The organism is Aquimarina macrocephali (assembly GCF_051627225.1).
Taxonomy (GTDB): Bacteria; Bacteroidota; Bacteroidia; order Flavobacteriales; family Flavobacteriaceae; genus Aquimarina; species Aquimarina macrocephali.
Map to the genome: position 1 here is coordinate 972,801 of NZ_CP151795.1, position 13,462 is coordinate 986,262.

Annotated in this window: 12 protein-coding genes; 3 read left to right on the plus strand and 9 right to left on the minus strand. The window is 32.0% G+C overall.

Annotated features, from left to right (window positions below):
* Positions 1 to 324: 324 nt before the first annotated feature.
* Entirely contained in the window at positions 325 to 1,146 is an 822-nt protein-coding gene (locus AAFU52_RS04390) for a dolichyl-phosphate beta-glucosyltransferase (protein ID WP_438425650.1), read from the plus strand.
* A gap of 221 nt (positions 1,147 to 1,367) precedes the next feature.
* Here AAFU52_RS04390 and AAFU52_RS04395 read toward each other — a convergent pair whose 3' ends face one another.
* From AAFU52_RS04395 to AAFU52_RS04405, 3 genes are all read right to left on the minus strand, one after another.
* A complete protein-coding gene (locus AAFU52_RS04395) occupies positions 1,368 to 2,087 on the minus strand; it encodes a DUF4198 domain-containing protein (RefSeq protein ID WP_438425651.1) in 720 nt (239 codons plus the stop codon).
* Between the two features lie 86 nt (positions 2,088 to 2,173).
* Positions 2,174 to 3,445: a DUF4374 domain-containing protein gene (locus AAFU52_RS04400; protein ID WP_438425652.1), complete on the minus strand. Its 1,272-nt coding sequence runs from the start codon at positions 3,443 to 3,445 to the stop codon at positions 2,174 to 2,176.
* A 23-nt stretch (positions 3,446 to 3,468) separates the two neighbouring features.
* On the minus strand, positions 3,469 to 5,856 hold the full coding sequence (locus AAFU52_RS04405; RefSeq protein ID WP_438425653.1) for a TonB-dependent receptor: 2,388 nt from the start codon (positions 5,854 to 5,856) through the stop codon (positions 3,469 to 3,471).
* Positions 5,857 to 5,966: 110 nt separating this feature from the next.
* Here AAFU52_RS04405 and AAFU52_RS04410 point away from each other — a divergent pair, with 110 nt between their 5' ends.
* Positions 5,967 to 6,980 (plus strand): helix-turn-helix transcriptional regulator, encoded by a 1,014-nt coding sequence (locus AAFU52_RS04410; protein ID WP_438425654.1) that lies wholly within the window; start codon positions 5,967 to 5,969, stop codon positions 6,978 to 6,980.
* A gap of 49 nt (positions 6,981 to 7,029) precedes the next feature.
* Here AAFU52_RS04410 and AAFU52_RS04415 read toward each other — a convergent pair whose 3' ends face one another.
* Positions 7,030 to 7,386, minus strand: coding sequence for a hypothetical protein (locus AAFU52_RS04415; protein ID WP_438425655.1), 357 nt, complete (start codon positions 7,384 to 7,386; stop codon positions 7,030 to 7,032).
* Between the two features lie 96 nt (positions 7,387 to 7,482).
* Between AAFU52_RS04415 and AAFU52_RS04420 the strand changes: the two genes are divergently transcribed.
* Positions 7,483 to 8,034 (plus strand): flavodoxin, encoded by a 552-nt coding sequence (locus tag AAFU52_RS04420; protein ID WP_438425656.1) that lies wholly within the window; start codon positions 7,483 to 7,485, stop codon positions 8,032 to 8,034.
* A 7-nt stretch (positions 8,035 to 8,041) separates the two neighbouring features.
* On the opposite strand, the gene AAFU52_RS04425 is transcribed toward AAFU52_RS04420, so the two are convergent.
* From AAFU52_RS04425 to AAFU52_RS04445, 5 genes are read right to left on the minus strand one after another with little or no spacing between them, the layout of a single operon-like run.
* A complete protein-coding gene (locus tag AAFU52_RS04425) occupies positions 8,042 to 8,869 on the minus strand; it encodes a crotonase/enoyl-CoA hydratase family protein (RefSeq protein WP_438425657.1) in 828 nt (275 codons plus the stop codon).
* Positions 8,870 to 8,873: 4 nt separating this feature from the next.
* The gene (locus AAFU52_RS04430) at positions 8,874 to 9,986 is read right to left on the minus strand and encodes a heparan-alpha-glucosaminide N-acetyltransferase domain-containing protein (RefSeq protein WP_438425658.1); all 1,113 of its coding nucleotides are present in this window, start codon (positions 9,984 to 9,986) and stop codon (positions 8,874 to 8,876) included.
* 12 nt (positions 9,987 to 9,998) lie between these two features.
* On the minus strand, positions 9,999 to 10,931 hold the full coding sequence (locus AAFU52_RS04435; protein ID WP_438425659.1) for a sterol desaturase family protein: 933 nt from the start codon (positions 10,929 to 10,931) through the stop codon (positions 9,999 to 10,001).
* 46 nt (positions 10,932 to 10,977) lie between these two features.
* Positions 10,978 to 12,810 (minus strand): IucA/IucC family protein, encoded by a 1,833-nt coding sequence (locus tag AAFU52_RS04440; protein WP_438425660.1) that lies wholly within the window; start codon positions 12,808 to 12,810, stop codon positions 10,978 to 10,980.
* On the minus strand, positions 12,803 to 13,426 hold the full coding sequence (locus AAFU52_RS04445; RefSeq protein WP_438425661.1) for a GNAT family N-acetyltransferase: 624 nt from the start codon (positions 13,424 to 13,426) through the stop codon (positions 12,803 to 12,805). Before AAFU52_RS04445 ends, AAFU52_RS04440 begins: the two co-directional genes overlap by 8 nt.
* Between the last annotated feature and the right edge of the window lie 36 nt (positions 13,427 to 13,462).

Sequence of the window (13,462 nt, forward strand, 5' to 3'; positions counted from 1 at the left end):
GCCATAGTTTTCGATTTAAATATACGACAAAGGTTTCGGTTTAGAACACCTCTAAAAAGAATGCAAATTAAAAATTAGCAGTTTATGGTTCTGGTTGACTACAAATCAGACTTCTATAGAAACCCGCGACCTACTCAGAGTAATCTCGAACCCCTCAAAACATTGGTTTTCAAGAACCAGAGCCTTCTAATATGAGTATAGACGAATGGTATGTCTTTCGATAAAAACCATTCATCGATAGCAATATTCTACTCATCGAAATACCTACTTGTAGAGTGCATATCGTGGCTACTTTTGGAATATAAACCTCAAAAAACTACCATTATGAAAACGGGAATTATCATACCATGCTATAACGAAGAAAACAGGTTAAATGTAACTGCTTTTTTAAACTTTATACAAAAAGAAAACGATTTTCACTTATGTTTTGTAAACGATGGAAGTAAAGATAATACTGTAGGTGTATTAAAGAACATTCAATCTCATAACCCTCTTAAAGTAAGTGTTATTGATATCAAAAAGAATTCTGGAAAAGCGGCAGCAGTAAGAGCCGGTGCCAGATATCTACATAGTAGAGGTGATATAGAATTTATTGGTTTTATCGATGCCGATTTATCTACAGATTTTGAAGATTTTGATGGGCTTTTAAAAACATTAAAAACCAATAGAAACTTAAGTTTTGTTTTTGGTTCAAGAGCTAAAAATGCATCAGATGATATCCAAAAAGATGGTATTAGAGCAATGATCTCAAAACTTATTAATATTCTTATTGTATTCATTTTGGGATTGTCTATTCAAGATACACAATGTGGAGCCAAAGTGTTTAAAGCTGATCTGGTTCCTGTAATTTTTAACAAAAGCTTTTTTAGCAGATGGTTATTTGATGTAGAAATGTTTATAAAAATGAAAAAGCATTTTGGTAAAACCGAAATCATGAATAAAATTTATGAGCAACCACTTAAAAGATGGGTTCATATGGAAGACTCAAAATTAGGGTTAAAAGATTCGTTAGAAATTCCTTACCGATTATTATCTATATGGTTTAATTATAATGTACTACAATCTTTACAGGTTTCATTTTCTAAAGAAATCACTGAGCCTACGATAGAAGTATCCGGAATGGTTACTCCAGCCTTAGCAGCCTAAGGCATAAGATAACCTTACAAAATTTGACTCGAAGTTACCCCTAAATATATCTATGAATAGAGAGAGTATTACTTTATAAAAGTATACTCTCTCTTTCTAATTTTGTATTGACTAATAGGATTATTTAGTGAGTTTTACGATTGTATATTCTCTATTCACCGTATCTCCTGTTTTACTTTCAATTCTTTTTCGGTCATAGTCATAGCCTTTTCTAATAAAAATCAATTGATAGTATACACTGCACAATGCCAGGTAAATTGATATGCTACATTATTATATGTTCCCGGTTTTTTATCTTCGTGTGTTGCTTCAATCACATATCGGGTTTTAAAAGGTAAACTAAATGTTATCATTCCATTCTTATCAGTCTTTATTTTTTTTGACCAATCCTCTTTTATGAATAGTGTAACTTCTGCTTCTGCCAGAGGCTTGTCTTTAAAAAGTATTTGAAGTTTAGCCTGTTCAGGTGTTGTAGAAAGATCGATTATCGCTATACTTTCTGGATTTACCGCAACCGTTTTATGTACCGTATTTTTTCCTACTTCTACCTTAGTAACCGAATGATATTGTGGTCTAAAAATACCATAATCATATTGAGTATAATCCAAAACCTTATACTTCTTATTATCTAAGACAATAGAATACGTACCTTCTGATTTTGGAATAAAATTAGCTACATGATAAGATGATTTTGCTTGGGTTTCTAGTTTTATCTTATTCCCTTGCTGATCCACAACCCAAAGTGTAAAATGTAGTGCATTTTGAAATACTTCACCGTCTGTTTTTTCAATTACCCCACTAGTAAACTCTCCAAAATAGATACGTATTTCGTGTTCTTGATTTATAACTCCATTAGGATTGGTTTCTATCCAAAAGAAGTGTGCAAAAGTTTTTGTAGTACATAATAGTAGTATAATTACTAATCCTGTTATTTTTCTCATTCTCTATTGCGTTATACTTTGATTAAAATTGTAAAAAACACTCCTAAACCAAGTTGTTCAGGAGTGCTTCTTCTCACAAGGTTAGATTAGTTAGTTACTTTAAAAATTCCTTTAAGTGCTAATCCTTGTATTTTAGCGCCTTTGGTTGCAGTAGCTGTTTTTGGATCTACAATATATACATGTGTTTCTGTCCCTGCATAGCTACTAAGGTATGCTTTACCATCTTCTACATACATTGGAGAAGTATATCGATTTGCATGGGTTGGTATTCCTTGTACATCGGTAACAGTTTTATTATCTAAATCAATAATTACCAATTTGAAAAAATCTCCTGTTTCTTTAAATACACCCCAAGGTCCAACAGTATCATCCATAATAATTCTGGCGATCGCTTTACCATTTCCTATATAATCCATCCAGAATAATTTTCCTCCATTAGGTGCAGATTCTACATCAAAGAAATAGTTTTTATCAAATTCTGTAGCTCCGTTTTTAATTTTTAAAATACCTGAAGGTTTTGTAGCAGAAGTAAAACCAGCACTTAATGCTGAAGTTGAAAACGAATAAATATCTCCATTTTCGGTTTTTTCAATTCCTGTGCTATGACCGTTAACTCCTATCGGACTAGTTCTGTCATCATAGATTATTTTTTCTAATTCGAATTCGGGATATTTAAAAACTGCTACATAGGCTCTATTCACATCTGGTGTTATATACGAACCATCTGCCATCCATTTATGATAAGAAACAAACAATTTCCCATCTCTTAAAACCATACCTGTTACCCAAGGAATCGTTCCTGGATTTTTTGCAGTACCATCACCTTTATCAATATCAATAGGATGCTCTACTATTTTTTCTAATTTACCTGTTTCTGCATTTATGATATGAAATCGCTTATCAGATAACCCACTATATGTAAGCTCTACTGCCAATAGTGTTTTATCATCTATAGCAGCATAGTTATCTAAAGTAGATTGAAAAGCAAAATTTGCTTTTTCTATCAATTTACCGTCTTGGTCTAAACCATAGGCTATGCATTTGTCATCATCAGAATACCCAGCAGTAAAAACCGTATTTTTTACGTTATGAAAAAATCTCCAACCCTTTAGTGGTGTTCCTTGTCCTTCTACAGAGATCTCACCAGTAGTAAGTGATGCCAATGACGGTAATTCTAAAATATAGTCTACCGGAGATGCGTCTCCAACAGGAAATGCCTGAAAACCAACTACATATTTAGAAACAGAAGTTGGGGTTGGATCTATAAGTTCTCCATCATCATCACTACTACAAGAAGTAGCTAGTATTGATACTGCTATTAGCAGCATCAAATATTTAATATAATTTATTATTTTCATTTTGGTGTGATTTATAATTATTACTAGTTTTTATTTGTTAAATAGTATCTTAATTTTACATAGAAAGCTCTTCCGGGTTGTTGTATTTCAAAATTGTCATACACTTTCTCGTCTGTTATATTTCTTGCTTGTACAGAGATATTATAGGTTCCCTTTTTAAAGGAGTACCCTAGTTGTAAATTATGCGAAAGTTGCTCTGGTATAATATCCCTATCATTAGGGTCTCCTTCTACAAAAGAGGTAAGTGGATAATCATGTACATAGTAAGAACCCCAGGAGAATGTTATTTGGTCGTTTGTAGAAAAAACATCTTTTAAGTTACATCCAATTCTGGCATTACCAAATAGATAAGGAATATTAGCAATCCGTTGGTTTTTTAGAAAATCAACACCAGCATTATCTCCTACATTGCGATCTATAATATTTTGATAGGTCGCGTTAATATCCAGAAATAGGATATCATTATATAGTGTTCTAATTTCACCTTCTATCCCTGTGCTTCTGGCTGCTGCAGTATTGTAAAACCTAGAAAAAATCCCTTCAGATCGAATTGCAACAAAATTTTCTGATTCTCTAAGAAAAATATTAGTATCAAAACGCAATTTGAACTTATTAATATCTGTGTTTAAAAGAATTCCCAGGTTTGCATTATAGCTTTCTTCTGGTAATAATTCGGGGTTTGATTTCAATAAAAATCCATCTCCAAACACCTCATAGCCATCAGGAATCCTAAATGTTTTCTCAAACGAACCTTTTATCTGAACATGATCAGAAAATTTATAGGTAGATGCAAAACCGTACCCTAGTTCTTCGAATGTATTCTCTACTTTAGTAAAACGATCTGCTTCTACTGTAGTAAATACATCTTCAATAATACCTTCTGAGTTTAGCAAATATCCTTTAGCGAATAGCGTAGTACTCCAGGTAGCATCAAACAAGCCCAAATTATATGATACCCCAAATATATTTTTGTCTATAATATGAGGATCATTAAAAGGTATTCTTCCAACTCTGGCAGGATCTTCACCTTTTCTTTTAACATAATTCTTGGTGAAATTAATATTTAACTTACTCTTGTCGTTGATTTTGTAACTCCCAAAAGCATTAATCAAATGTGTATTATCCTTAAATTCAAATAAGGTTTTACTAAATTCAAGCTCTCCTAAGTTTTGGTCTCCCCTTTCAATAAAATTACCAAACCAATCATATTTTCGAGCAGAAGTATCTACTACTTTGTCATTATTTTGACCAATAGAGGCATACAATTTTACTTTCAATTTTTCCTTGAGTAGATTTGCTTTTTCAAAAGTGACAGAAGCTTTAATTACATTATTCTCTGTAAACACTTCGCCAAAGGGATTCTGGGGATCAATGGGATGTTGAATCTCATTTTTATTGGCAGATGCAGTTATACCAACCAATAATTTATCAGCAAATTTTTTGTCAACAAAACCAGTTTCCAGGCTGATCATTTGAGAATTATATGCGTCATGAAATCGCTTTACATTATCGCGTCTAACTCCTGTATCATTGCCCAGTTCATCTCTTACTTCGATATCATCTATCTTATAATCATTATCAGAGTAATTATAAAAAGAAGAAACTTTTACAGCAAAGCCTTTATTGCTATAATATTGTCCATTTATGGTAGCGCGATGTGTATTAAAAGAACCTGTATCATAGGATACATCCAGGAAATCATTTTTGCGTTGGTTTGTGATGATGTTTACTGCTCCTCCCAAAGCATCTGCTCCTAAATATATAGGAACAACACCTTTATAAACCTCTGCTCTCTCTACCAATGTAGCAGGAAAATTATTTAGAGATAATGAGCTTCCAAAATTTTCTAAAGGAATACCATCAATAAAGAACTTAACTTGTTTGCCGGATAAACCGTTTAATGAAAAATCAAAACCAGAACCCAAACCTCCTCTTTGTCTTACATTAACACCAGGAATAGTCATTAAAATTGAATTGATATCTACACTTATATTTTTAAGCCCCTTGGTTTGTATAACTTCAACTTCAAATGCTTTTTCTCTTGTATTTTGAGCGTTAGATTTTCCCTTTATAATTACATCACTTAATTCTTTTATATCTTCCTGTAACACAATAGTAAGGGATGTAATCTTTGAATTACGTACTACTATCTTCTTTATATATTTCTTAAAACCTACAAAACTGGCTCTTAAAGTATATGATCCTGAAGGTATTTCTATATCGAATTTACCATCAAAATCACTTACCGTTCCTCTGTTTTTGAGTTCTAAAATTTGTATAGATGCTTCGGGAATCGGATTAGAATCTTGATCCAAAATTACTCCTGTTACCCTGCTTTGAGCGTTACAGACCATTGCGTATAAAAACAGAAAAAAAAGACAACTGTTTTTTCTTAAAATAATCACTGACATTACAATTTTTTTTAAACAATTTAGTTTAGACTTTATATTATTATTTATATTTGGTCTAAATAAATTTAATTGCAAAATTAGTATCTAGGGAAAGAGAAAAATGACGCATCATGGATAAAAAAAGACGCAATAAAGAGTCTTCAAAAACAACAGACTCAAATAATCAACATAAATGCACATTAGATACTGTTATAGAACTAATTAATACCCAAGAACACTGTGGTATACTTACAAAAAAATTTCAATTCCTACCCGAATATGGAGATGGTTATTTAGAGTATAACCATTTTGGTGGATTACATATAGCTATTTTTGATGTATCCTTAAACAAGGATTTTAATGTTTATGGGACACATGTGATAAATGCCCTAGAGCTTTCTTATCTAATTGATGGTGAACAAATCATTAAAATTGATGGAAAAAATTATGACTTGATTTATGAAAGTCAGGAAAGTTATCTTGTGTATATATCCCAAACTTCTGGTTCTATTAAATATCACAAGAATAAATACTTTAAAGAGATTAAAATCAGGATGAGTCCAAATTTTATCAAAAAACATAAACTCGACTCAGAGTATGGAATCCGTGAAAAATATGAATTAGAAAAACAGGATAAAGATTTCACAAAACCTTTATGTACGAAAACTCAGGAAATACTTGCAGAACTATTAACCGATACCCGACAGGGGCTATTAAAGCGCTTATTCTTGGAATCAAAAGTGCTAGAATTACTCTCCCTACAATTAGATATACAAAAGAATTCTAAATCAGCGGTCTCAAATACAGATAACCTTATTAAAAAGCTATACGAGGTCCAGTTTATTATAAATTCTGATTTGACCATTCAATATTCTGTTCACGAATTAACTCGTATGGTTGGACTCAATGATTTTATCCTTAAAAAAGAATTTAAACGTGTTTTTGGTACAACAATCTTTGAATATGCTTTGAATTTAAGAATGACAAAAGCAAAAAAATTATTACAACATGGAAAAAAACCGATATATGAGATTTCAGAATTAGTAGGCTACAAAAATTCTACTCATTTTACTGCAGCTTTTAAAAAACTCGAAGGCATTACGCCCAAAAAGTATAGACAAAGAGGATTAGAAACAATACGGTAAAGACAACTTTGTATTGCATATGTTCATACATCTCAAAAAACTTGACCTACTAACTTATCTGATTACTTCCCAGGATATCATTATATTCTTCGTGAAATAAAACACCTAAAACTAATTCTTCTAATCCATCCAAAATTTCTGGAGTCAACTTAAAATTAATTTCTGCTTTAGGAGTATTACATTTTATGGTTTTATAAAAGTTTTTATTATCGCAGTCTTCACATTCACATCCTTTTCTGGCAGAGCGAATAACAGTAAGAAATGTTTTTATTTCTTTACTATTCATCAAAACGGCAATATCACCTATTTGTAATTGTATTTTTTGCTTTACCTCTTCTTCATTATTTTTTTTCACCGTATAGGCGGTACCAGTACTATTACAATATAATGGATCTAAAATATACATATCTATCAAATTTCGATATTCAAATTTATTGCATTATTTTTATTTAGAATAATTAAAAATAATATATTTTTGTAGAAATATTTAATTATAACCATTATGAAAAAAATAGGCTTGTTCTATGGATCAGATACTGGATGTACTGATGACATCACAAAAGATTTTGTTTCTCTTTGGGATAGTGAAGAATTAGATGTGCGAGAAATTGATGATGTATCTAAAGAAGATTTTGATCAATTTAAAGTCCTGATTTTAGGATTATCAACATGGTATGACGGAGATCTACAAAGTGATTGGGAGGCCTTTTTTGATGATTTTAAAGAAATTGATTTTACCGGTAAAGTAGTAGCCATCTATGGTTTGGGAGATCAAATAGGGTATGGAGAATACTTTGTAGATGGTATTGGAATACTAGCCAAAGTCGTATTAGAAAACGGAGGAGAAATTATTGGGCATTGGCCCATAGAAGGATATCGATTTACAGACTCTGTAGCTATCATAGAAGAAAAAGAAAATTATTTTTATGGGCTTGCATTAGATCATGATAATGAATCTCAATTAAGCGATGAACGCTTAGAAAAATGGATCCATCAGTTAAAGTTAGAATTAGAACCTTATCTAGTTGTAGAAGAAGAAGCTGTTTTAAGCTAATTAATCTTTAGATTTCTACTTTTACTTTTCTAGATTGTGCATTTATGAGGATTTCCATTTTACGAAGGTCAAACGTACTAATCTTCATACACGCCTCTACCCATAAATCTGTGATTCTTAGCAGTTCTTCTTTTTGTAATGGAAAAACATTTTTCTTGCTTTTTACATGATGGTATTCAAAGTTAAATCTTTCGGCTGCTTTTTTTACAAAACTGTGTAAAGATACTATTGCTTCTCCTTTTTCGGTTAATTCTTCAATTAACCCCAATGATTGCAAATACCTTGCTTTATGAATTTTATCGCTTTTCAAAATTGTATCAGCATCTCCTGCACTAAGCTTTCTCGATAACAAACTATAGGCCCCCATCCCCGGAAATAGATTAAATTTGTTTTCTGGTAAGCAAAACTGCGTTTTTTCTTCTGCAATAATATAATCGTGAGCTAATGCACATTCAAATCCACCACCATATGCATTTCCTTCTACCAATGCGATCGTTAATACAGGCAGATCAAAAGAAGCATATATATTGTAAATAGCATCAATACATAAATATGCATACGTTTTTAGATTATCTATATTTTTAGATTGTATATTTTCTAAGAAAAACTGAAGGTCTCCTCCCATGTTATAAATCCCTTTATGTTCTGAAGCCGAAACGACGAATTTAAGAGGACGATCAGGGTGTGAAAAATAATCCTTTACCCAAGATGCAAATTCTTTAAATTCTTTCAGCCCTTTTAAACAAAAATTAGGCATTCCTGTATCTTTGATTTTCCATAATAAAAGCTCATGGCTTTTAAAATATTCTACTGTAATACAATCAAATTGTCGCATGATATTAAGATTTTTGTAGAGATATTGAATTCTTTGTGATATTATTCTGTTTTTTTGTTTTCTTCGACCAAAAAGGCTTATCAAACAACAATTTCTGGATTCCGAGTGTTAGCATTATATAAAGAGGAATCAAAATCAAAACACCTGCAATACCAAATTGCTGATATCCTAAACTTCCCATTCCCCAGCAAATAATCACCCATTGAATGATATATATTGTAGTTACTCGTTTACTACAGTAGTATAAAAACTCAAAAACTCTATTTGTTTTTATATAGGTCACCAATATATTCGCCAACCACATTAAGACTAAATTGAATCCTGCCAAATAAATAGTTCCGCCTGGTCCTAAATGGAAATAATCTCCGAAGTGATACTCAAAATTATAAAAACACAATCCTCCGCCAGTCAGCATCAAAAGAACACCCGCTACAAACATTCTTTTAAATATATATACATTACTTTTATTTTTCTCTTTATACCACATTCCAAAAAACACCCCAATAAGTATAAAAGAAAACCAAGGAAATACAGCAAAATATACATTCCACTCTGCTCCCCACATTAGATCCAGGATATAATCCACACTTCCTATTCCTAATCGGAAACCGTGTACCTCCTTGGTTACTACAGCTATTGTAAATGCAATAATTAATGGTACATATTTGTTTTTCGAAAATTTGTTTATAATTCCCATAAATAATAAAGAAACTCCTGCAAGTTGTAATATATCACCTGTAAGCAGCATGTAAATCATATTATCTACGGTAACAGGAGCTGTCCAGCCATAAGCTTCTATAAAAGCATCAGGCATTGTGCCGATTAAAACTGGTAAAACAAATTTTAGGAAGTTCATTATATATCCTGCTGCCAGAATATATAATGCACGTTTTATTGACAATACTATACTTTGATTTCTGGATAAGGTAAATGACACCCCCATCGCAATCAAAAACATTGGAGTTCCTTTTCCTATAAAATGAACTACTCCTCCTAACCAAGTATTTGATTGTGTAGATATATCACCATATATCCATAAGGTATGTACTATAATTACCATCAATACACTTATTCCCCTTGCCAGATCTATGGCTAAAATTCTATTGTTATTTCTCATTTATCTTTACGCTTATACTTCTTTTTGTACTCGTTTTATTAATTCGTCTCGTATCCATGCTTCAGATCTATAATCACTTGCTTTTTTACCTCCATCAATATGGTTCCAGCCTGGATACATAATCAAGTATTTAAATTTGTCTGATAATTTTCTGGCCGTTTTAATATCGATCCAAAGTTCTTTCCATAATAGTAACTGAATTTGCCATAAACTCTCACTATTTATACTATCTCCCATTAATCCATATTCTGGTTTTTCGTCATCCAGTTCTACCTGTAGGGTTCCAAAAATTTTATCCCAAATAGAAAAAGTCTCTCCATAGTTTGTGTCTAAGTACTTATGATTTTTTGCGTGATGTACCCTATGTAAAGAAGGAGTTATAAAAATCCATTCTAACCATGGTTGTCTACCGATTAATTTTTCGCTCACATGCTCATAAAGTCCATATAGATTTGCTATTAACTCTATGATAAAAATCATAAATGGGTCAAATCCTAATAGGGGAAGCCATAATATTGTATGTGGCATATGTAAAAAAATAAGAAATGATCCTCGTACTGCTACTGTTAGCTTCATTTCTTCTGCAGTATGATGCACCCCATGAATACACCAAAAGAATCGAATTTTGTGCCCTATAAAATGCAATACATAAAACATAAAATCATATAAAAAATAGGCTAGTATCCATATATACCATTCATATCCCAAGGTAAATAAGCGATATTCATACCCCCACATCATTATTCCTAAAATCACAATCTTACCAAAAAAAATGTATGGAATAGATTCTAATATATAGGATACTATATTTACTACACCCTCTTTATGGCTTTCTATTTTCCTGGTTATAAATAGAATAACCCATTCTATAACAACAAGAATTATTATAATAATTCCAGAAATACTCTGAAATTTATCTAACCATATTTGAATTGTTTCGTTCATATCTTGTTAGAAAAATAGATTAAACTGATCTTCTTTTATATGTTACTTATAGCGTGGGAATACTTACTCTATTTTTACAATACTCTGCTATAGGGTTTATAAGGGTTCCCACTAGTTGTAAGCTCTCTATAGGGTCTGCAAGACTCAACATTTGTTTTGTATTACTTAGTTGTAACCTATTGAGGCAACATCTGTCAAATTCTGGCGCAAAAAGATCATATTTCTTGAACTGCGGTTCTAATTCAGGATGTTTTCCTTGATATGTGTTTACGCAATCAGCAACTAACTCCCAGAATAACGTTTCAGGGTATTCACAATATTCTTCAAGTATATCTCCCATAAACCTAAAAAAGCAATCAAATACATCTGTGAAAATTGAAAGTATTTTCATCTTATTAGAAGTTTCGGTATACAGTCGTTTTACTTCTTCGGGTAAGTTTAATTCTGAATTAAAAACAAGTACTTCTTCGGTAATATCTTTCATTAATATCTTTACAGGAGTATGATTCTCCATCACCATAATCAGATTTTCTCCATGTGGCATAAAAACCAACTCATAGGTATAAAAACAGTGTAATAAAGGAGCCAGGTAACACTGTAGGTATTTATTTAACCAAGTTGTGGTATCAAACGGAGAGGCCTTTATCAATTCTGCTAATAACGAAGTATTATCATTATCTATATGTAAAAAGGCAGCCATGGTCATCACTTGCTGACCTTCTTTAATTTTAGATCCGGGAGCTTCTCTCCATAAGGCTGAAAGCATTTTATTATGAGGATTTGTTTTACCCAAAATCTCATAATTAAGGTTTCTATATCCAACTGTAGCAACTTCGGACAACATTGTAAAGCCTGCTTTTTTAAGGTATTTATCATCTTTAAACAACTCGGTTATCCAAGTGGTTATATGCGGGGTACTTTGCATATAATATGGAGAAAGGCCTCGCATAAACCCCATGTTTAAAATAGATAGTGCTGTTTTGGTGTATAATTTATCAGGAGTAGTTTTATTATATAACGTTCTTATCGACTGTTGCGCAGAATACTGATCTTCACCTTTTCCCAGAAATACGAGATCCATATTTGCAATATCCGCAGCAAAAATGTGAATTATCTTATTATGCCATTGCCAGGGGTGAACGGGTATAAAAACATAGGATTCCATATCCAACCCTAAGTCTTCTAGTGTATTATTAAATTTGGCTATGGTAGCGACACCAAGTTCTCGCCTCATTAGTGATTTATATTCAAATCCTTTTACTGCGGTAAATGTCGCTTTATCTTGATGACCTGCCAGCCATATAATCTGAAACGAATTATCGGTTTCGGGTGCATATTTAATGTAATCTTCGGCATCAAAACCTATTCGCCCATTATTAGCCACAAAACAAGGATGTCCTTCGGTCATTGCATGTTCTATTACCTGAAAACTACATTGTGCTAATTCTTTTGAAGAGCATTTTTTATTGTGATATTTATATGCTGCACCAGATAAGGTACTGGTAATTTCTTCGAGATAGGTAGGTAACATATCATCAGGAATCCCTAAAGTATATTTAAATTCTAAAATAAAATGTATAGCATCTACAGTTACCGGATTTCCATTTTGTCTTTTAACAAGGCTATTCTCATCAATATGCCAATGATCGAGACTTCGTTTTTTGGCTTTAAACTCATAGGTAATTTCTGGTATATCAGAAGCCAAAATATAATGTCCCCAATATTTTTCCTGATACTGAGGTTTTGGTTGTAAGAGTAATTCGTGTGTAAATTCGCTAATTGCTTTTTTAACAAGGGCTCGATTTACTTTTTTCCAAACATCAAGTCTTAGATGATCAAGATTAACTTCTGGTTGGATTACCATATCTAACTTAGTCATTGGTTTTAGTTTTATGTACTATATTTTTATTTTCTTCTAGCAAGAGTGCTTTCTCGTAATCTTTCTTATTGCAAAAAGCTAGTGCTGCTGTTTTATGAGGTAATTCAACTTCTTTATGATATTTAAATCCCGCCCTTTTATTAAGTGCATGAATTTTTTCATTTCTCACATCTGGTTCTACAACAATGCGATCCGTTTGAGGGTCACTAAACAGATATTCGAGAATAGTAGAAAACACATGCCAGGTAAAATTTGGAATCTTTTTTTTGACAGGACTAACCAAAATATGCATCCCACAATCTCCTTTCTCTACTTTATAATATGCTGAAATAGGATCTTTTAAGGCATGATAACGTTCCATTAAAAAGATTGGTTGATTATTTAGTATACCTATGAAAGCATCATGATGATCTGATTCGATTATTTCTTGATATGCGAGTCTTACTTCTTCTAAAGTATACTCTTGCATTCCCCAATAAGTAGCATAAGATCTGGTGACCCAATCGTAAATAGTTTCGGTATCTTTTTCTATATCCAAAAGACGTAAATGTATGTCTCCAAGACCTTTAATAGTTTTAGAAAAAATAGTGGTTGGCATGATTACAGCGTTATTCATAAAAAGGGATTTTATACCATTTCAAAGTTAAATTGG